General features: G+C 64.4%; 18 protein-coding genes. 7 read left to right on the forward strand and 11 right to left on the reverse strand.

Translation table 11 applies throughout. The features are described from left to right. Positions 1-620: 620 nt before the first annotated feature. Positions 621-1,133: a MarR family winged helix-turn-helix transcriptional regulator gene (locus J2R76_RS05505; protein WP_168855931.1), complete on the reverse strand. Its 513-nt coding sequence runs from the start codon at positions 1,131-1,133 to the stop codon at positions 621-623. Positions 1,134-1,587: 454 nt separating this feature from the next. Here J2R76_RS05505 and J2R76_RS05510 point away from each other — a divergent pair, with 454 nt between their 5' ends. Both J2R76_RS05510 and J2R76_RS40930 read left to right on the forward strand, forming a co-directional pair. Further along, complete coding sequence (locus J2R76_RS05510) at positions 1,588-3,120, forward strand: porin (RefSeq protein ID WP_057020678.1); 1,533 nt, start codon at positions 1,588-1,590, stop codon at positions 3,118-3,120. 290 nt (positions 3,121-3,410) lie between these two features. Beyond that, on the forward strand, positions 3,411-3,707 hold the full coding sequence (locus J2R76_RS40930) for a hypothetical protein (protein ID WP_141341069.1): 297 nt from the start codon (positions 3,411-3,413) through the stop codon (positions 3,705-3,707). 192 nt (positions 3,708-3,899) lie between these two features. On the opposite strand, the gene J2R76_RS40575 is transcribed toward J2R76_RS40930, so the two are convergent. After that, complete coding sequence (locus J2R76_RS40575; protein ID WP_256520399.1) at positions 3,900-4,028, reverse strand: hypothetical protein; 129 nt, start codon at positions 4,026-4,028, stop codon at positions 3,900-3,902. A 228-nt stretch (positions 4,029-4,256) separates the two neighbouring features. On the opposite strand from J2R76_RS40575, the gene J2R76_RS05520 reads away from it, so the two are divergent. Further along, entirely contained in the window at positions 4,257-5,219 is a 963-nt protein-coding gene (locus tag J2R76_RS05520) for an SDR family oxidoreductase (protein WP_141341068.1), read from the forward strand. 42 nt (positions 5,220-5,261) lie between these two features. On the opposite strand, the gene J2R76_RS05525 is transcribed toward J2R76_RS05520, so the two are convergent. The 4 genes from J2R76_RS05525 to J2R76_RS05540 form a co-directional block, all read right to left on the reverse strand. Further along, positions 5,262-5,729 (reverse strand): GcrA family cell cycle regulator, encoded by a 468-nt coding sequence (locus J2R76_RS05525; protein ID WP_141341067.1) that lies wholly within the window; start codon positions 5,727-5,729, stop codon positions 5,262-5,264. A gap of 107 nt (positions 5,730-5,836) precedes the next feature. Next, the gene (locus J2R76_RS05530; RefSeq protein ID WP_016844973.1) at positions 5,837-6,037 is read right to left on the reverse strand and encodes a hypothetical protein; all 201 of its coding nucleotides are present in this window, start codon (positions 6,035-6,037) and stop codon (positions 5,837-5,839) included. A gap of 174 nt (positions 6,038-6,211) precedes the next feature. Beyond that, positions 6,212-8,038 (reverse strand): AMP-binding protein, encoded by a 1,827-nt coding sequence (locus tag J2R76_RS05535; RefSeq protein ID WP_168855930.1) that lies wholly within the window; start codon positions 8,036-8,038, stop codon positions 6,212-6,214. A 191-nt stretch (positions 8,039-8,229) separates the two neighbouring features. Further along, positions 8,230-9,171, reverse strand: coding sequence for an acetamidase/formamidase family protein (locus J2R76_RS05540; RefSeq protein WP_141341065.1), 942 nt, complete (start codon positions 9,169-9,171; stop codon positions 8,230-8,232). A gap of 66 nt (positions 9,172-9,237) precedes the next feature. On the opposite strand from J2R76_RS05540, the gene J2R76_RS05545 reads away from it, so the two are divergent. From J2R76_RS05545 to J2R76_RS05555, 3 genes are all read left to right on the forward strand, one after another. Beyond that, positions 9,238-10,032 carry a YdcF family protein gene (locus tag J2R76_RS05545; RefSeq protein WP_141341064.1) on the forward strand — a complete coding sequence of 265 codons (795 nt, stop codon included), beginning with the start codon at positions 9,238-9,240 and terminating at the stop codon, positions 10,030-10,032. 86 nt (positions 10,033-10,118) lie between these two features. Next, positions 10,119-10,901 (forward strand): DUF169 domain-containing protein, encoded by a 783-nt coding sequence (locus J2R76_RS05550; protein WP_253623805.1) that lies wholly within the window; start codon positions 10,119-10,121, stop codon positions 10,899-10,901. 65 nt (positions 10,902-10,966) lie between these two features. Then, on the forward strand, positions 10,967-12,142 hold the full coding sequence (locus J2R76_RS05555) for a trans-acting enoyl reductase family protein (RefSeq protein WP_057020671.1): 1,176 nt from the start codon (positions 10,967-10,969) through the stop codon (positions 12,140-12,142). A gap of 179 nt (positions 12,143-12,321) precedes the next feature. Here J2R76_RS05555 and J2R76_RS05560 read toward each other — a convergent pair whose 3' ends face one another. Further along, positions 12,322-13,521, reverse strand: a complete 1,200-nt coding sequence (locus J2R76_RS05560) for an NAD(P)/FAD-dependent oxidoreductase (RefSeq protein ID WP_057020866.1) — start codon at positions 13,519-13,521, stop codon at positions 12,322-12,324. Between the two features lie 123 nt (positions 13,522-13,644). On the opposite strand from J2R76_RS05560, the gene J2R76_RS05565 reads away from it, so the two are divergent. Next, positions 13,645-14,139: a MarR family transcriptional regulator gene (locus J2R76_RS05565; protein WP_141341084.1), complete on the forward strand. Its 495-nt coding sequence runs from the start codon at positions 13,645-13,647 to the stop codon at positions 14,137-14,139. On the opposite strand, the gene J2R76_RS05570 is transcribed toward J2R76_RS05565, so the two are convergent. The 4 genes from J2R76_RS05570 to J2R76_RS05585 form a co-directional block, all read right to left on the reverse strand. After that, entirely contained in the window at positions 14,111-15,379 is a 1,269-nt protein-coding gene (locus J2R76_RS05570; RefSeq protein ID WP_076825280.1) for an O-antigen ligase, read from the reverse strand. The two genes, J2R76_RS05565 and J2R76_RS05570, sit on opposite strands and share 29 nt — an antisense overlap. Positions 15,380-15,525: 146 nt before the next feature. After that, the gene (locus J2R76_RS05575; RefSeq protein ID WP_057020669.1) at positions 15,526-17,070 is read right to left on the reverse strand and encodes an undecaprenyl-phosphate glucose phosphotransferase; all 1,545 of its coding nucleotides are present in this window, start codon (positions 17,068-17,070) and stop codon (positions 15,526-15,528) included. Between the two features lie 115 nt (positions 17,071-17,185). Continuing rightward, complete coding sequence (locus J2R76_RS05580) at positions 17,186-18,325, reverse strand: glycosyltransferase family 4 protein (RefSeq protein WP_141341062.1); 1,140 nt, start codon at positions 18,323-18,325, stop codon at positions 17,186-17,188. A gap of 3 nt (positions 18,326-18,328) precedes the next feature. Continuing rightward, on the reverse strand, positions 18,329-18,940 hold the full coding sequence (locus J2R76_RS05585; protein ID WP_375166477.1) for a polysaccharide biosynthesis/export family protein: 612 nt from the start codon (positions 18,938-18,940) through the stop codon (positions 18,329-18,331). Positions 18,941-18,971: the final 31 nt, after the last annotated feature.

An 18,971-nucleotide genomic window follows, 5' to 3' on the forward strand; every position in this document is an offset into this window, starting at 1 on the left:
ACTGATTTCAGGCGGTTAGTCGCGGGGCGCATTTTGGAGGACAAAATGAAGCACGCAATCATCGTCCTTTCCGCGGCATGCCTGATGGCTTCCACCCCGGTTGCTTTTGCACAGGGCGTTTCGAGCAAATCACCTGGACACGAGATGCAAAAGAAGGGCTCCAAGAAAGGAAGTCACGGCGCTTCGGGCTATGCACCCGGGCACGAGATGCAGGCACGAGGATCGAAAGCCGGGAGCCCAGGGGCCTCTGGCTACGCCCCTGGTCAGACGACGGGGTCGGGCAGCGGGATGACCGGAGGCAGCTCGACCAGGTCCAGATAGTTACACTGTAAGTTTTTCGGGGCCCCGGCCGTCAGCGCCGGGGCTCCTTTTCCATAGCCCGTTCACGGATCGACCGCGGCTTGGCCCGTTTCATGCTTTCCATTGAGGGGCAAATGGGGGGCCAACATGATTGCTGAACACTTTCTGGTCTGGGCTGCGCTGCTGAGCGTTCTCGCCTTCCTGGCGTTCCAGTCGCCGGGGCGCGGACACCGATAAGTCTCCGCTTCCAACGCTTCGCGAGGTGAGCGGCGCGATCGTGCCGGTTGCCAGTCGTCCCGTCTGCTGCAGAGCCGGTCGCCTCAGGCCTCGGCCTCCATCGCAACAATCAGGCAGGCCTTTTCCAGGCGGTTGGTAAGCATCGAAAGCTTGGCCGTGAACTCGGCCAGCTCAGCCTCGCTGAACTCCTCGAACACGGTTTTCTTGAACGCCTTGTGCTGTTCGGCGAGGCCTGCGAGGTGCCTTTTGGTCTTGTCGGTCAGCGACAGCCGCACCACGCGCGCATCGGCCGGGGAGGGCGCGCGCCGCAGCAGCTCCTTCTGCTCGAGCAGCTTGGACTGCGTGGTCACGAACGACGGATCGACGTGCAGCAGCTTCGACACCACGTTGATCGGCACGCCGTCATCCTTGTCGAGATCCGAGATCGCGATGAGAATCATCCATTGCGGACCGCTGACGCCAAGCGACTTGCCCCAGAACTGACGGACGCGCTCCAGATGCGAGTTGATGGCCGAAATCTCGAGCGTGAACCGCTTGATGATGTCGAGATGTTCGATGGCGCGCTGGCGCGTCGAATCCTTCCTTGTCACTGACACAGCTTCCTCTTCCCTCGGGCGCCGACTCAGCTTTGTGCTGATTTATTTCTTGTTTTCCGCGCTGCAGTAGGTTTTTTCCCGCAAGCCGCCAACGAACGCAAGTGAACGTAAAGTAATTATGATGGTCGTGTGACGGTTGGACTATTTGGGATGTGACAAGTTTTCTCAGGTAGGCAAAGGGCTTACAGGCAGCGTTGCCGGCGAGACACAGTGTGGCCGCATTCGCATTCCTGACTTTATAAACTATTTTGATTGGCGAACTCGCCAATGCATATTGAACCCGGCGGTAGGGGAATCTCGATCGTCCCGTTGCGGTGATCGTTCAAGTCCGTCGCACACCACAGATTGATCTGAGGGTGCGGGGTTTGGGGAAAACGGTCTTGGACAATGCGGGAGGATCACGGGGCGCTCGCGGCCTCGGACTCTCCGCATATGAGCAACTTGGAGGTTTAATATGAATTTGAAGAGCCTTATCCTGGGCTCGACGGCTGCGCTGGTCGCGGTCGGCGGGGCACAGGCGGCCGATCTTCCCGTCAAGGCCAAAGCGGTCGAGTACGTGAAGGTTTGCTCGCTTTACGGTCCGGGCTTCTACTACATCCCCGGCACCGACACCTGCATCAAGCTGGGCGGCTATGTGCGTGCTGACGTCGTGGTGAACGGCAACAGCGTGTACGGCGCGAACTACAACGGCGCCAGCGGTGCCAACAACCGTTTCACGAACGGCTACACCTGGCGTTCGCGTGAAGACTTCAACATCGATACGCGCACCGCGACCGAATACGGCGTGGTCCGCACCTATTTCGATGCGGTGTTCACCTGGACCTCCGACACCTATGCCGGCCAGGGCAACGGCTCGACCGTGTACTCGGCGATCGGCTCGTCTTCTGCGCCGAACAACGCAGGTTCGGGCAACGTGGCTGCCGGTACGGTCGGCGTCTACTACGCCTTCATCCAGTTCGCCGGCTTCACGATGGGTAAGGCGGTTTCGCAGTTCGCTGCCCCCTGGAACGGTTATCCGGGCAACAACTACGACGCACTCGTCGGTGGCGTGAACACCACCAACGGCATCAACCAGTTCACCTACACCGCGCAGTTCGGCAACGGCGTGTCGCTGGCTCTGTCGGCGCAGGACCAGGTTGCCTACATGCAGGCTGGCGTGAACAACCTCGGCGTCGGTGGTGCCTACGGCTCCAGCGACTACGCCGGCACGATCGCTCCGGACTTCGTCGCTTCGCTCAAGGTCGACCAGGCTTGGGGTATCTTCCAGGCGTCGGTCGCCGCGCATGACAACCACGCTGCCTACTATGGCGGCACCGAGTTGACCGGTCATCCCGACGACAAGTGGGGTTGGGCTGGTGCGTTGGCCCTGTCGATCAAGAACATCCCGACCGGACCCGGTGACACCATCAACATCCAGGGCGTCTACACCGACGGTGCGACCCGTTACAACATCCAGGAACTGGCCAGCCAGGCCGGCGCGATCGCCATCTTCGGCGGTTCGAGCCTGCCGGGCGTCTATGGCAGCGTTGGCTTCGGTACGGCACCCGACACGGTGTTCGGCCCCGGCGGTCAGCAGCAGTCCATCAAGACCTGGGGTATGCGCGGTGCGTACACCCACAACTGGGATCCCTACTGGAACACCAGCTTGTATGGTGCGTTCGCCGCTGTTTCGTACAACGACGCGGCTAAGTCGCTCATCTGCGGCGTTGGTGGCGTCGGTGGTTCGTTCCGTGCCGCATTCGCTGGCGGCGCTGGCGTGACCGCCTGCAACCCCGACTACAACATCGCGCAGATCGGCGTGATCACCCGTTGGACCCCGGTCAAGAACCTGACCTTCTCGGCCGACGTGACCTACTCGCACCTCGATCAGAAGTATGCCGGTATCATCACGACGTCGTCGACTGCTATCGGCAAGCCGACCGCGACCTACGAGCTGAAGGATCAGGACACTGTCCAGATGCTCTTCCGCGCTCAGCGCAACTGGTAATTCCGGTTGATCTGATCACGATCCAACAGAACCCCGGCAGGGAACTGCCGGGGTTTTTCTTTGCGAAAGATTCTAAGGAGAGCTGCGCTGCGTCAATTCGGTCCACGCGAACGACGAAGACGAGCCATGCGATTCATTCGCCGCAGACTTATTTACTTACCTGATCTACTAAACTATATACGCCACGGCCAACACATTGAATGATGGCTCTTAGCTAGCTGCTAAGCCTCCCAAACCTCCGGCAATGCCCTGCCGGAGGTTTTTGATTCAAGGCCCAGCCGGCGGCGACGATGGTGGCGCGGGTTGCCGTCGCCTTGCCGATTCGATGCCGTCAAGATTTGACGGAATCGATCCGCAGTGCATTCTCGCCATTGATGGGACGCTTCAAGAACAGCCGCCTGGCGCGCATGAGCAGCGGCCACTATTGCCTGATCCGGGATCTCGGGCTGGTGAAGGGCGGCAAGGGATTGCGGCACCATGAGGTAATCATCGATTTCTCCTGGCGCGGCCTGCTCAAGCTGGCCCTGAGCGCGGGTGCCGGCGTCCTGCGGCGGCGCGCGTCCGTGCGCATCGAGACAGCCGAATAGCACGGGGCCGCGTCATGACGCGGCTTGGCCTGCGGCCAGGATGCGCGCGATCATCGCGTGAGTCTCACGCTTCGTGAACAAGCATTCGAATTCGAGCGACGTGATCGCAGCATTGTCAGAGCTTCGCCCATAACGATCGCACGCTGTGCCACGCCGCGCGCTGCGCTGTGCGCCGATTGCGATCAACGTAGTTCATCTGTGCAAGGTGCTGTCGCGCTGCTTCGCTGGTTTTACCTCGGCAGCTGCGGCCGCGGTGGAAATTTCGGCCGCGATCGCCATCAGCGTTGTCGCGACCAATCTGTTCAGGATGTGCACGATCATGGTCTCCGATTGTCGATGTCGGATTGTTCGCAACGCGGAATGATTTCGTTACGCGGCCACCGTCTCAACCCGCAGCAGGCGGCTCACTTGCGCGTGAGGCGGCGCCGTTGCTGGGCGACAATTCGGTGATGTAAGGTGCCGCAGCCAAGCGGTTGGGGCTGCGATCCGCGCTCCGGCCGAAACAAAGAAGAACAGGGCAAGAAAAATAAGGGAAGGAACGGATCTCACATGAAGGATTTCGCCGGAAAGATTGCCGTCATCACCGGTGGCGGCACGGGCATGGGGCGCGAGCTGGCACGGCAGCTCGTTGCCGAGGGCTGCAATGTCGCGATGTGCGACGTCTCGGCCGAGGCGATGGCCGAGACCAAGCGGCTCTGCGAGGTCGAGAAGCTGCCGCAGGGCCTGCGCATCACGACGCACGTTGCCGACGTCTCGATCGAGGATCACTACAAGCGCTTCCGCGACGAGCTGATCGAGCAGCAGGCGACCGACAAGATCCACCTGCTGTTCAACAACGCCGGAATCGGTGGCGGCGGCAGCCTGTTCTCCAACACGCGCGAGCAGTGGGAGCGCACCTTCAACATCTGCTGGGGCGGCGTCTATCTCGGCGTCCGCACCTTCCTGCCGCTGTTGGTGAAGGCCGACGAGGCGCACATCGTCAACACCTCGAGCGTCAACGGCTTCTGGGCCTCGGTCGGCATGGGCGTGTCGCACACCGCCTACAGCGCGGCGAAATTTGCCGTGAAGGGATTCACCGAGGCGATGATCAATGATCTCCGGCTCAACGCGCCGCATGTGAAGTGCTCGGTCGTGATGCCCGGTCACATCGGCACCTCGATCGTGTCGAACTCGCGCAAGGTGCAGAACGGCTCCGACCAGCTCAACGCCGACGAGCTCAAGCAGGCCCGTCAGCGTCTGCAGGGGCAGGGGATCGATGTCGCCAAGATGTCGGACGCCGACATCCAGCAGCTCGCGCTCGACCGTGCCCGCATCTTCCACGATGAAGCGCCGACCTCGGCGGCGGCCGCCGCCAAGGTCATCCTCGACGGTGTGAAGGCCGAACGCTGGCGCATCCTGGTCGGCGACGACGCGCATCTTCTCGACGAGCGCGTGCGCAAGGCGCCGGAACAGGCCTACTCGCCGGCGTTTTATCAGGACCTCGTGGCAGCGACCGGGTGGAAGGTCGGCTGAACGGCCGTCCCGCATCGCGTGCGGGACGGATTCACTCAAGCGCTATCCGCGCATCGCGCGTTGGCGCGATCCCGCTTGATAGGCGAGGCGGTAATGCCCTGAGCAATAGGGCATGCCGCCGAGCGGTGTGTTGCCGCAGAAGCAGAAATCATCGGCGCCTGGGGTGCTGATCGGCCAGCGGCAGCGCTGCTCGCTCAGCTCGAGCAGCGAGCAGCTGTTGGCGCTGACGATCGGGGCGTCGTCGGGCTCCTGCTCGTAGACCGCCTGGAGCAACCGGAGCTGCTGCTTGGCAGTCGCCCGTTGCGCGGCGTGGGCGGCGGATTTCTTGCGCCGCGCCCGACGTTCGTCCGGCGTCGTGCGTGTGAGGTTCAGCCGCGACAGCTTGCCGATCACCGCATTGCGGCTGACGCCGATATTGACGGCGATGTCGCGGCAGGAGAGGCCGGCTTCAAAGTAGATCTTGAGTTGGTCGACGCGCTCCGGCGTCCAGGTCTCTTGGATGGCAATCATCTGACGGTTCCACGTTCTGTGTTGAACCGCCGCGCCGGCACACGCGCCCTTAGTTCTTGAGCATGATCTGTTCGGAAAACCGGTTTCCACTTTTCCGGATCATGCTCTCAGGGCGTGCGGCCGTTGTCGCGGATTGCAAGCAACCCGTCCTTGATGGCGAGCCGAATGCCTTCCTCGATCAATGTCCGTGCGACGCCCGGGACGCTCGTGCCGTGGGTGCCCTGTCTCACCAGCTTCTCGAGGTATCCGATGGTCGAGAGCGCCAGCGTGACCGGGACGCGGTCGGTTTCGGCCTTTTCCGTAGCCATGGTGAAACGCTTAACCCCGAACGCCTGTACTGAAAAGTATCTATTTAGAGTCTATTTAGGAATGAGGCGGTTCGTCAAGCCGTGGGCGGCAAGAAACAGCCAGCCGCGTCCAAGCGCGCTGGAAGCGAGTTCCAGCGCGCGGGTGTCATCGAATTATTGAGGTAGATGAAGGTGTTAGGGCCGTAACTCGACCTTGACCGGGAACTTCTTGAGAAGCCGCTCAGCCTTCTCGGCCTTGTCCGGAGGCGCGCTCACCCTCAGGTACAGTCCGCGCGACGGGTCGGTGATCGCGTCGACAGTGACCTCGCCGGACAATCCTTCCAGCGCCAGCAACTCGCGCGCGGCCTCGCCGGCGGCGATCTCGCGCAGCTTCGGCTTGAAGATCTTGCCGACCGGAGTCACCGGCATCTCCGGAATCACCGACACCACGCGCGGGCGCGCCGGCGGCTCCAGGATGTTGTCCTGCACGAAGGCGGCGAGCGCGTTCGGATCGATATGGGTGCCGGGCTGCGCCGAGACGAACAGCATCGGCACTTCGCCGGCGTAGGTGTCGGGACGTCCGACGGCCGCGGCAAGCGCCACGCCCGGAAACGCCAGCGCGGCGTCCTCGATCGCGCGCGGATCGATGTTGTGGCCGCCGCGGATGATGACGTCCTTGGCGCGGCCCATGATGTAGACGAAGCCGTCGGCATCGATCCGGCAGATGTCGCCGGTGCGCAGCCAACCGTCGCGGAACGCCTCCTCGGTCTGCTTCTTGTCGACATAGCCGGCGAACACCTGCGGGCCCCTGGTCAGCAGTTCGCCGACCGGCGAAGGCCACGGTCCCGTGTGGAGCTTGCCGCCGTCGAGGATCGCGAGTTCGACCAGCGGATTGCGGGTGCCGACGCTCTCGGCGCGCGGCTTCACACCGTGCACATCGTGAGTGATGGCACCGGCGAGCTCGGTCATGCCGTAGAGCTGCTGGATGCAGGGGCCGCCCCAGGTCGCAAGATAACGCCGCTCGATCTCCGGCGGGCAGATCGAGGCGCCGGTGGCGGTGACGCGCAGGGTCGAGATGTCGCTGTCCGCGACCGGGATATCGGCGAGGGCGCCAAGTATCGTCGGCACGTTGCCGGCGATGTTGATGCGGTACTGCTCGATGATCTGCCAGAAGTGCCGGACCAGCGCCGGATCGCGCGCGCCGGCGGGACCGGGGATGACCATCGTCGTGCCGGCCGCCAGGGAATTGGCCGTGGTGCAGAAAAGGCCGCCGACATGGAACAGCGGCATCGTGATCATCGCGCGCTCGCCGCGATGGAAATCGAGCGCCATCCGCGAGGATACGGTGGAGGCGACCATCGCGCGGTTGGTGAGCCGCGCCACCTTGGGATGGCCGGTGGTGCCGCCGGTCGGGAGCATCACGGCGACGCGGTCGGCCTCGCTCATGTCCTTGGACTTGCCGTAGTCGTCGCGCCAGGCGGGATCAGGCCGCAGCACCTCACCGTCGAAGGCGATGCTGCCGTCGAGCGGCACGATCACAATGTGCTTCAGGGAAGGTACCTCGCGCTGCAGGCCCTCGACCCTCTCATAGAGCCCGCCTGGCATGCCCGGCGGCGGCGCCAGCAACAGCTTCGCGTGGATCGCATTGAGCTGGGCGACGATCGCTTCGCGCGTGAACAGCAAATTGAGCGGCTCGGCGACGCCGCAGGCGGCTGCGCCGAAGATCGCGACGACGGTCGCGGGGCACGCCGGGAGCAGGACAGCCACCGCGTCGTCCTTGCCGATGCCGTGCTTACGGAAATAGGTTTCAGCGGCCTTGATGCAGCCCATCAAGTGATCGTTCGAGATCACGACCGGGTTGGGATCGAGCGGCGAGCGCAGATAGATCGCGGCTTCAGCGTCCGGAGCGCCCTGCGGGCCGCGGGCAATGAGGTCGAGGATGCGCGGGCATGCCGCGAGCGTCTCCTGCATTTCCCTGTCGCGCGCAGCCTCGTCGGCCGGCGAAAGCCTGTCCTTCAGCATATCCGTCCCCGTCCATTCTTGTTCGTTGGGACGGGGATTGTATCGAGCCGTGCTCGCGGAACACAAGTGCGGCCATAGCACTCAGTCATTCCGGGGCGGCTCGCCGAGCCGAACCTCAGGTGCGCGAATTGCGCACCGGGGAGTCTCGAGATTCCGGGTCTGGTCCTTCGGACCATCCCGGAATGACGATCTCAGCCGTGGACCACGGATTTGGCGATCATGCAGTGGATGCCCTTGGAGCCGTTGACCGTCTGCGTCACGCGCAGGTCGGCGGCAAGGCTGCACAGCGTGTAGGCATCCTCACGCGACAGGTTGCGCTTCTCGCCGAGCAGCACGATCATGTCGCGCAGCGCCCGCACCACGCACTGGTCGAGATCGGGATCCATCGCCATGGTCATGTAATGATCCGCGGTCTCTGCGCGCGGATAGGCGAGCTTGATATCCTTGCGCAATGTGAGGCGGAAGCGGCCAGTCAGCGCGGTCTCGATCGCGGTGACGCAGACCTCGCCGTCGCCCTGCACGCCATGGCCGTCGCCGCAGGAGAACAGCGCGCCCGGAACGAACACCGGCAGATAGAGCTTGGCGCCGGCGCCGAGCTCCTTGTTGTCGAGATTGCCGCCCATCGCGCGCGGGATCAGCGAGGAGATCCGGCCCCAGGCCGGCGGCGGCGACACGCCCATCACGCCGAAGAACGGCTTGAGCGGCAGATCGAGCCCCCAGGGCATACGGCCGACCATGCGCCCGCGATCGAGCGGGATGTTGAGGACGCGTGTTTCGTGGAAATCGTCGGGCAGGGTGCCGGACAATGGCTTGATCAGATTGTAACCCCAGTCCTGTCGCAGCTGAACGTCGAGAATATCGACCTCGAGCACGTCGCCGGGTTCGGCGCCGGCAACCGCGATCGGGCCGGTCAGAATATGTCCGGGTACCATCCGCTCGCACTTCGCATGGATCTCGTCGAGCTCCGGCGGAACGTAGAATTTGCCGCGGTCGGGCACCACGTCCGGGCCGCCGCTGACGGTCTCGATCGTGATCTCGTCGCCGCTCGCAACGGTCAGAACCGGTTTCAGCTTGGCTTCAAAGAAGCCCCAATGGCAGGTTTCAGGGCTCGACTTCAGATGATGATGGGTCATGTGACGGCTTTTGATTGGTTTCCCAGCAGCGTATGACGCTGTAGCAGAACTTCGCAGGGGCTTCTCTTGTTTTTTGTGCTCTCCAAGACGCTCGGCATCATGCTGTTGCCGATCAACTTCCTGATCGGTATCGGCGTGATCGGCACCGTGCTGCTGTTGACGCGGTTTGCGCGCCTCGGCCGCAGGTTGATGGTGGCCGCGCTGCTGCTGCTCGCGATCTGCGGCTTCTCGCCGCTCGGCAATGTCCTGATCTCCACATTGGAGCAGCGCTTCCCGCCATGGGATGCCTCGCGCGGCGCGCCGGACGGCATCATCGTGCTCGGCGGCTCGATCGATGCCGATCTGTCGGTTGCGCATGGCACGCCGGTGGTGCGCAGCGCGGCCGATCGCGTCATCGCGGCGGCGGCGCTCGCGCGCAGATATCCGAACGCGCGCCTCGTGTTCACCGGCGGCAGCGCGAACCTGATCTCGAACGATGCGCGCGAAGCCGACTATGCCGCCGAGATGTTCGAGGGGCTCGGCATTGCCAGATCGCGATTGATCATCGAGCGCCGCTCGCGCAACACGGTGGAGAACGCCGAATTCTCCAGGGCGTTGGTCGATCCCAAGCCGGGCGAGCGTTGGCTGCTTGTCACCTCGGCCTACCATATGCCGCGCTCGGTCGGGCTGTTCCGCAAGGCGGGATTCAATGTCGAGGCCTATCCGGTCGATTGGCGCGTCGGCGATGTCTTCAGCTTCGCGACGCTTGCGATCGAGGGCCTGTCACGCACCGATCTCGGCACGCGGGAGTGGGTCGGGCTTCTGGCCTATCATCTGGCCGGCAAGACCGACGATTTGTTGCCGGGACCGGCTGCACGTTGAGGCGTAGGCACTTGTCGCCTCCAACGGCCAATCCTAACATCAAATCAACAGGCGGCGCCAAGCCGCCGATCACGGGAGTTTTCGCCATGCAACAGCAGACACCGCCGGAACAGTTCGACCTCGGCGCAATCGTCGCCGACCTGAACAACCTGCTGCGGCTGAAGACCACGGTCATCGGCATCAAGATGTTCGCGCGGGTCGAGGAGATGGAGGCGATCCCGAAGATCCGCCGTCCATCGGCGGTCCACACCACGGACCAGATCGTCAGCATGGCCTCGCGGATCGGCTGGACCGTCGGCATTACCGGCGACGATCTGGTCGGCGCGCAATGCCGCGCCGTGATCGGGCTCGCGCCGCAGGACGAGAAGTGGCTTGCCGGCGAGAACTATGTCGGCGTCTGGCATGGCACCGCCGAAGACGCGCGCAAGCGCCAGGAGGCGCTCGACGTGGTGCCTTGCGGCCAGTACAAGGCGATGGCGGTGAGCCCGCTGACCAGCGGACGGCTCAACCCGCCCGACATCTGCCTCGTCTATGCGACGCCGGGACAGATGATCATCCTGATCAACGGGCTGCAGTACACCGGCTACAAGAAGTTCGAGTGGGGCGTGGTCGGCGAAACCGCCTGCGCGGATTCGTGGGGGCGGGCGCTGAAGACGGGCGAGCCGAGCCTGTCGCTGCCATGCTTCGCCGAGCGCCGCTATGGCGGCGTGCCCGACGAGGAGATGCTGATGGCGCTGCCGCCGGCCTATCTGGTGAAGGCGATCGCCGGCATGAAGCAGCTCGCCAAGAACGGTTTGCGCTACCCGATCGCGCCCTATGGCATCCAGGCCGACGTGCGCGCCGGCATGGGCGTCTCGTACAAGAAATAGCGCATTGCGTTGCCGCGCCCGCGATGACAAAAGGGCGCCCATTCGCTGCGCAGGGAGCCTGATCCATGTCCTCGTCGAAACTCGACATCGTCGTCTATGGTGCGACCGGCTTCACCGGCCAGCTTGTCGCCGAATATCTCGCGGCGCATTATCGCAACAGTAGCCTGACATGGGCGATGGCCGGGCGCAGCAAGGACAAGCTCGCCTCGGTACGCGACGCGATCGGCGCGCCCGCCGACACGCCGCTGATCGTCGCCGATGCCGGCGATGCCGCCTCGCTGAAGGCGATGCTAGCGCAAACCAGGTCTGTCATCTCGACGGTCGGACCGTATCAGCTCTATGGCAACGAGCTGATCGCGGCCTGCGTGGAAAGCGGCACCGACTATTTCGATCTCTGCGGCGAGCCGATCTGGATGCGGCAGATGATCGACAAATACGAAGCCGCCGCGAAGGCCAGCGGCGCGCGCATCGTGTTCTCCTGCGGTTTCGACTCGGTGCCGTTCGAACTGGGCGCGTTCTTCGTGCAGGAGGAAGCGAGGCGCGTGTTCGGCGCGCCGGCGCCGCGCATCAAGGGCCGCGTGCGCGACATGCGCGGCACGCTGTCCGGCGGCACCGCGGCGAGCGCCAAGGCGACCTTCGATGCGGTCGCCAAGGACCTCAGCCTGGTTGCGATCCTCAACAACCCTTTCGCGCTGACGCCGGGCTTCGAGGGTCCGAAGCAGCCGCGCGGCAGCAAGCCGGCCTATGAGGAGGATTTGCACTCCTGGACTGCGCCGTTCATGATGGCGCTGATCAACACGCGCAACGTGCACCGCTCCAACATGCTGATGGGCTTTCCCTACGGACGGGACTTCGTCTACGACGAGATGGTCCTGACTGGCCCGGGCGAGAAGGGCGAGGCCAACGCCAAGAAGGTGATGGCGTTGAATTCCGAGAAGACCGGCCCAAGCGCGCCGAAGCCGGGCGAGGGGCCGTCAAAGGAGGAGCGCGAGAACGGCCGCTACGATCTGCTTTATCTCGCGGTCGCGCCCGACGGCCGCATGGTCCGCGCCGGCATCAAGGGCGATCGCGATCCCGGCTACGGCTCGACCTCGAAGATGATCTCGGAATGCGCGATCTGCCTGCTGCGCGATACACCCGACGTCGCCGCCGGCTTCTGGACGCCGGGAGCGGCGATGCAGCACAAGCTGATCAAGCGCCTGATCGATCACGCCGGGCTGACCTTCGAGGTCGAGAAGTAGCTTCGCTTACCTCGCCCCGCTTGCGGGGAGAGGTCGGATCGCATCGTCAGATGCGATCCGGGTGAGGGGGTACAGGTCCGTCCGATCGCATTGCTCGTGGAGAGAGCCCCTCACCCCAACCCTCTAAGAGCGAGCTTCGCTCGTCTCGACCCCGTGAAGGACGGGGAGAGGGAGAGGCGCTACGCCGCCGCGCGCGGATTATAAGCGTACATGAAGTCCATGCCCTTGGACGACACCGGCAGCAGCAGCTTCAACATGTGATCGCGGAGCCAGGCGCCGGTCGGGCTGAACTCGCGCTTGCTGTTGCCGTTGCGCCGGGCGATCGCCACGATCTTCTCGGCGCGCGGGCGCCGCTCGTGCTCGAAAGCCTGGAACGTCATGCCGAGCTCCTGGCCGTCGCGCATCAGGATGCCGAGCCGCAGCGCGTCTTCCAGCGCCAGCGATGCGCCCTGGCCGGCATGCGGGCTCGTCGCGTGCGCGGCGTCGCCGATCAACAGCGTGCGCTTGCGCGACCAAGTCGGCAGCGTCGCGACGTCGAGCGTGTCGGTCACCACGATATTCTGGGCGGCTTCGATGATCTCGGGGATCGGCGCGTGCCAGCCGGCGTGGAAATCGCGCAGATGCTGCCTGATTGCGTCCTGGCTCCGCAGGCGGTAGGCCGCCGCGGTCATGCCGTGCGACGGCTGCGTGCTCCACCACATCGCGCCCGTGTCCGGATCGGGGCTGCACATCCCATAGCCGAAGAAGCCGCTCTGCCCGAACGTGGTCGCCACCCTCTGGCCGATCGGCAGCTTCTCGATCACCGCGCGGGGCACGAATCCGCCGAAGCCGATCAGCCCGGTGTCGAACGGCGTTGGGCCGTCAGGGATCACGTGGCGCCGCACCGCAGAGTGCACGCCGTCGGCACCGATCACGAAATCGCCCTCGGCGGTGGTGCCGTCGTTGAAATAGGCGATCACGGGCTGGTCGCCGCGGTCTTCGATCTTCACAAGTTTCTTCTCGAAGAACACCGAGACGTTGGAGGCCCAGGCCTTGTCGATCAGCGTCTCGTTCAACGTCGCGCGGCACATGTTCACCGCGGGCTGGCCGAAGCGCTGCTGCATGTTCTGGTTGAGCGAGCCGAGCTTCTTGCCGCCCTGCGAATAGAAGTCGAAGGACTCCGCGATCGAGCCGTTGCGGATCAGTTCGTCGGCGAGGCCGAGCTCGGCCAGCACATGCATGCCGTTCGGCGCGATCTGAAGCCCGCCGCCGATCCCGGTGGAGTAGGGCCAGGCTTCATAGAGCTCGGTCTCGATGCCGGCGCGGGTCAGGAACATCGCGGTGACAGGACCTGCGATGCCGGCGCCGATGATCAGAGCTTTACGGGGACGTGAGGTCATGCCTTGCTCCATGCATCCGTGTGGGATAGGAAAGGTCAGTTGCTAATTATCTTAGTATATAAGATATTAGGCGAGTAAGATATAGGAGCCGATTTGTCAAGCACGACGTCGCGCGAAACGCTGATGCAGGAACTCGAGGAGGCGATGCGCCGGTCATCCGCGCAGGGCGTGATGTACGGCCAAGCAGTTGCAAACATGGCCGGAATCTCCAATTCCGACATGGAATGCATGGATATCCTGCATCTGGAGGGGCGGGTGACCGCGGGGCGTCTCGCCGAGGTCACCGGGCTGACCACCGGCGCGATCACCGGCGTGGTCGATCGTCTGGAGAAAGCGGGTTACGTGCGCCGCGAGCGGGACGAGAGCGACCGCCGCAAGGTCTTCATCTCGGTGGTGGAGGAAAAAGCGGCGGAGATCGGCAAGTTCTACGTGCCGATGCAGGAGGCGATGCTCAAGCTGTGGAGCAGCTACACCGACGACGAGCTGCGCTTGCTGCTGCGTTTCGCCAATGACGGCTACAAGGGCGTGCTGGAAGCGACCGGAGCATTGAAGGCGGTGATCGACATGCCGCCGGAGCAGCGCGCCAGCCTCAAGATGCCGCCGAAGACTCGTCGATGATCCGTGCCGACGTCGCGCGGTAGTGCTCGGCTGCCGCATACATGCCCCACATCGTGCCCAGCATCATCCAGAAGTGCCGCCAGTGGTCGGTATCGATGATGAAGCTCTCGCCGACGAAGCCGAGGAACGCCGAGAAGACCGCGAGATAGCCGCGCTGCCACGGCACCCGCATGTAGATGTAGCGGAAGCCGATGATCGCGGTGACGAACACCAGCGCCGGATAGCAGATCCCCGAGATCCAGCCGCCCGACATGAAGGCGTTGAGATAGGAATTGTGGGTGTCCTCGGGGAAGTAGGTGTGGAATTGCAGCGGCCCGATGCCGAACGGCAGCTCCAGCGCCATCTGGGCGCCGAGGATGTGGCGGCCGAACCGGCCGAAGCGGCCTTCGTCATAGCTCTGGTCGAAGCTCGCGCGCTGCTTGAACATGTCGGCGACCGAGCCGATCGAGAGCAGCACCGCGATCAGCGCCACGGCCAGGATCGCGGCGATCAAGGTCATCACGATGATGCGCGAGCGCTGCGCCTGCGAGCGGCTGGTGAACACCATCAGCGCCAGCATGAAGGCCGCGGTGATCACGAGGCCGCCCCAGGCGGCGCGCGAGAACGACAGCAGGATCGCGAGCGAGATGATGCCGAAGGCGATGGCGTTGCGGAGCGCCTTGCCGAAGCGGTCGGAGACCACGCTCTGCAGTGTGAACAGCGCCGGCAGGATCAGGAAGGCGCCGAGCACGTTCGGGTCCTTGAAGGTTCCGCGGGCGCGGTCATACAGCGTCAGCAGGTCGTAGCCGCCGGGCACCAGACGGAAGTAGCCGGCGATGCCGGCGAGCGAAGCGATCATCGCGCCGACGATCAGGCCGCGGCGCAGCATGTCGAGGCGGGCTTCGGTATCCTCCGACATCACCATCGCGAAGAAGATGACGGTGATGGCCATGTACCAGGAGGTCAGGATCCAGTTCACCACCTCCGGCTTGTCGAGGAACGGCACCGCACCGATGCTGTAGCCGACATTGAGCACGATCAATGTGAACAGCAGCGGCATGAACACGAGCCGCATGCGCAGGCCCGTGGCGAAGAACAGCACGCAGGCAGTCAGCGTGACGAGCTCATACGGGCTCGGCTCGATGAACACGATGGCGCCGGACGCGCCGGCCAGCCACACCAGCGCCCGCTGCAGCGCCAGCACGCCCGTTGGTGCTGATGTCAGCGAATGGGTCGTCCCGGCTGTCGCCGCATAGGCCATCGGATACTCACGCAACGCAACGGACACAGAACCTGACACCCGTTATTGCGAGGAGCGTCAGCGACGACGCAATCCACCTATCCCCTAGCGGCAGCGTGGATTGCTTCGCTGCGCTCGCAATGACGTGCGGTTTGAACCCGCCTCGATCAGTACGCGTTCTCGCTTTTCGTTAGCAGCGAGAACGGGGTCTTGAGCAGGATGTAGAGGTCGAACAGCACCGACCAGTTCTCGATGTAATAGAGGTCGTATTCGACGCGCTTCTGGATCTTCTCGTCAGTGTCGACCTCGCCGCGCCAGCCGTTGATCTGCGCCCAGCCGGTGATGCCGGGCTTGACGCGGTGGCGGGCGAAGTAGCCGTCGACCGCCTCGTCGAACAGGCGGTTCTCCAGCTTGCTCTGCACGGCGTGCGGGCGCGGGCCGACCAGCGAGAGATTGCCCTTCAGCACAACGTTGAACAGTTGCGGCAATTCGTCGAGCGAGGTTTTGCGGATGAAGCGGCCGACGCGGGTCACGCGCGGATCGTTCTTGGTCACCACCTTGGAGGCGGTGGGGTCGGCCTGATGGTGGTAGAGCGAGCGGAATTTGTAGACGTCGATCCGCTCATTGTTGAAGCCGAAGCGCTTCTGGCGGAACAGCACCGGGCCGGGGCTGTCGAGTTTCACCGCGAGCGCCACCAGTCCCAACACCGGCAGCGCCGCAACCAAGGCCAGACCGCCGACCACGCGGTCGAACAGCCATTTCAGCACCAGATCCCAGTCGGTGATCGGCGCCTCGAACATATCGAGCGTCGGCACCTTGCCGATATAGGAATAGGAACGGGGGTGGAAGCGCAGCTTGTTGGTATGGGCCGACAGGCGGATGTCGACCGGCAGCACCCACAGCTTCTTCAGCATTTCCAGGATGCGGGTCTCCGCCGAGATCGGCAGCGCGAACAGCACGAGGTCGACGCGGGTGCGGCGGGCGAATTCGACGATGTCATCGATCTTGCCGAGTTTCGGTGCGCCGGCGCAGGTGTTGGTGGCGCGATCGTCATTGCGGTCGTCGAACACGCCGAGCAGATGGATGTCGGAATCATCCTCGGCGTTCAGCGCCTCGATCAGCTGCTCGCCATTGTGGTCTGCTCCGACGATGATGGTGCGGCGGTCGAGCCGGCCGTCATGCGCCCAGGCGCGCACCATCGATCGCAGCAGCAGCCGTTCGGCGATCAGCACCGCAAGGCCGACGCAGAAGAACGACGACAGCCAGACCCGCGAGACCTCGCCGCCGAGCTTGACCAGGAAGGAGATGCCGATGAACAGCAGGAACACGACGGCCCACGACGAGATCATGCGCGTCATCTGGCGAAGCTGGCCGCGGAAGATCTGCACCTGGTAGATATCGGCGGCCTGGAAGCAGACCACGGCGGCAGCCGACATGCCGAGGATCGATGCGATGTACCCCCAGTGAATACTGCCGCCGGCGAGCGGCCTGACATAGGCGAGATAGAGCCCGACGCCGACCAGGCTGAGCAGCACGAAGTCGGCGAGGCGAACCACGCCGGCGATCACAACCGGCGAGTAGGCGCCGCGAACCTTCTGGTTGGTAACGGCGAGCGCGGCCGGCGAGAGGCGCCGGCGCCGTTCGATCTGCGGCTGAGCGGCCGTCGCAGACGCAGCGGCATCCAGCATCGAGCGTGCGTTAAACGGTTCCACGAGTCCACGTCCATTCCTGCGCATGCAGATGGGCATCCGCGCGCAGCACGAAAATTCCCCCGGACGTGACTTAAGGGGACAAATCGGAAGAAACGGTTACGTGTGCAAGAAGTGGTTAACGTTTGGCAAAGGCGTCGCGATAGCCGGCCAGTACACCCTCGACCATCGCGCTTTGCGAGAAATGTTCCGAAATCCGCTCGCGCAATCGCTCGGCGCGCGCCGCGGTCGCGGCGGGATCGTCGAGCGCGGCCTTGATCGCGTCGGCCATCGCTCCAGCATTGCTCGGCGCGAACAGGGCGTCGGTGTGGGTATCGAAGATCTCCGGGATGCCGCCGACATCGGCGGCGATCATCGGAACGCCGGCCGCGCCCGCCTCGATCACTACATAGGGCATCGAATCGCCGCGCGAGGGCACCACGAGCAGGCTGCCCTTCGAAAAGCCATAGCGCGCCTTGACGTGACCGATGAAGCGGACGGCCTCGCCGAGCGACAGCCGCGTCACCTGCTCCTTGAGGCGCTCGAATTCCTCGCCGTCGCCGCCGAGCGTCAACGTCACCGGCTTGCCCTCGGCGCGCAGCTTCGCCACCGCGTCGATCAGCAGATCGGCGCCCTTGATGCGCCGGAACTCGCCGACATAGGCCACGTCGGTGGCATCGTCGGCGCGGGGGACCGGTTCGAACTCCTCCGCGGTGACGCCGTTGAACACGCAGCGCACGAGGCCTGCCGGCTTGCCGACGGTGCGCTGATAGGTGTCGCGGGCAAACGCGCTCTCGAACAGGAACAGGTCGGTGCTGTTCATCAGGGTGCGCTCGAGCTGGCTGTAGAAGCGGCCCTTCCAGGTGTCGAGCGGGTAGTGCAGCGAGCCGCCATGCGGCGTGTAGACCCGGATCACCTTGCCCGACCGCCGCCGCAGCCGGACATAGGCGCCGGCCTTGGCGCCATGCCCGTGGACGACATCGGGTTTCAGCTTCCGGATCAGGCTGGCGATGTGGGCCCAGACCATGAAGTCGGCGAAGCGCGGCTCACGGCGTATCGCGACGCGGTGGACGCCGAGCTTGAGCCGCGGCTCGATCTCGGCAAGCGCCGCGTCGGCCCGCGCGCCGCCGGTCAAACTGTCGGCGACGATGCCGACATGATGGCTGCGTTCGATCTGGCCGTTGGCGACGTCGAGGATGTGACGAATGATGCCGCCGACCGGGGCACGCACCACGTGCAGGATGCGGAGGGGCGGTTGCTGATTTTGATCCTGCGCCATCGATCAGAACCAGCGCTCGCCGACGAACACGGTGTCGCCGGGGCCGATCGGCGTGCCCAGGGGAGCGACGAAGCGGCCGGCGCCGGATGCATTGGTGTGGGTGACGGTAACCTCGTCGCGCCTGGCGCGCGGCGAGAAGCCGCCGGCGATCGCGATCGCGCTTTCGACCGTCATGTTGGGCACATAGGGATATTGGCCGGGGGCCTGGACTTCGCCGAGGATGAAGAACGGCCGGTAGGCCTCGATCTCGACTGCGACCGACGGCTCGCGGATGAAGCCGTTGCGCAGCCGCGCGGTGATCTCGGCGGCAAGCCCGGCGGGCGTCCGGCCGCGCGCCGGCACCGAGCCGAACAGCGGCATGGTGATCGCGCCCGCGGCGTCGATCGCATAGGCGTTGGTCAGCCCTTCCTGGCCATAGACCACAACGCGGAGCTTGTCGCCGGGGCCGAGATTATAGCCCTCGCGCGTCGGTGCGGGATCGGCATAGGCCACGGGCGCAGCATACGCCATCGGTTCGAGACCAGGGTCACCGGCAAGCGGCGACGCTCGGACCATGCAGCCCGACAGCGCGAGCGCAGCGACCAGACAAATAAGGGGAGCGCGCAGATCGCGCATGCAAGGAATCCCGCGACAATATCGGCTCCGA

The sequence above is a fragment of the Bradyrhizobium sp. USDA 4532 genome (genome assembly GCF_024171315.1).
Taxonomy (GTDB): domain Bacteria; phylum Pseudomonadota; class Alphaproteobacteria; order Rhizobiales; family Xanthobacteraceae; genus Bradyrhizobium; species Bradyrhizobium australafricanum.

Excerpts from the sequence above, each read along its gene's own strand:
- J2R76_RS05565 (WP_141341084.1), top strand. The coding sequence starts at position 13,645 with ATGCAGGAACTCGAGGAGGCGATGCGCCGGTCATCCGCGCAGGGCGTG.
- J2R76_RS05530 (WP_016844973.1), bottom strand. The coding sequence starts at position 6,037 with ATGGCTACGGAAAAGGCCGAAACCGACCGCGTCCCGGTCACGCTGGCG.
- J2R76_RS05520 (WP_141341068.1), top strand. The coding sequence starts at position 4,257 with ATGAAGGATTTCGCCGGAAAGATTGCCGTCATCACCGGTGGCGGCACG.
- J2R76_RS05535 (WP_168855930.1), bottom strand. The coding sequence starts at position 8,038 with ATGCTGAAGGACAGGCTTTCGCCGGCCGACGAGGCTGCGCGCGACAGG.
- J2R76_RS40930 (WP_141341069.1), top strand. The coding sequence starts at position 3,411 with ATGGTGGCGCGGGTTGCCGTCGCCTTGCCGATTCGATGCCGTCAAGAT.
- J2R76_RS05525 (WP_141341067.1), bottom strand. The coding sequence starts at position 5,729 with ATGATTGCCATCCAAGAGACCTGGACGCCGGAGCGCGTCGACCAACTC.
- J2R76_RS05560 (WP_057020866.1), bottom strand. The coding sequence starts at position 13,521 with ATGACCTCACGTCCCCGTAAAGCTCTGATCATCGGCGCCGGCATCGCA.
- J2R76_RS05550 (WP_253623805.1), top strand. The coding sequence starts at position 10,119 with ATGCAACAGCAGACACCGCCGGAACAGTTCGACCTCGGCGCAATCGTC.
- J2R76_RS05570 (WP_076825280.1), bottom strand. The coding sequence starts at position 15,379 with ATGGCCTATGCGGCGACAGCCGGGACGACCCATTCGCTGACATCAGCA.
- J2R76_RS05585 (WP_375166477.1), bottom strand. The coding sequence starts at position 18,940 with ATGCGCGATCTGCGCGCTCCCCTTATTTGTCTGGTCGCTGCGCTCGCG.
- J2R76_RS05580 (WP_141341062.1), bottom strand. The coding sequence starts at position 18,325 with ATGGCGCAGGATCAAAATCAGCAACCGCCCCTCCGCATCCTGCACGTG.
- J2R76_RS05555 (WP_057020671.1), top strand. The coding sequence starts at position 10,967 with ATGTCCTCGTCGAAACTCGACATCGTCGTCTATGGTGCGACCGGCTTC.
- J2R76_RS40575 (WP_256520399.1), bottom strand. The coding sequence starts at position 4,028 with ATGATCGTGCACATCCTGAACAGATTGGTCGCGACAACGCTGATGGCG.
- J2R76_RS05540 (WP_141341065.1), bottom strand. The coding sequence starts at position 9,171 with ATGACCCATCATCATCTGAAGTCGAGCCCTGAAACCTGCCATTGGGGC.
- J2R76_RS05510 (WP_057020678.1), top strand. The coding sequence starts at position 1,588 with ATGAATTTGAAGAGCCTTATCCTGGGCTCGACGGCTGCGCTGGTCGCG.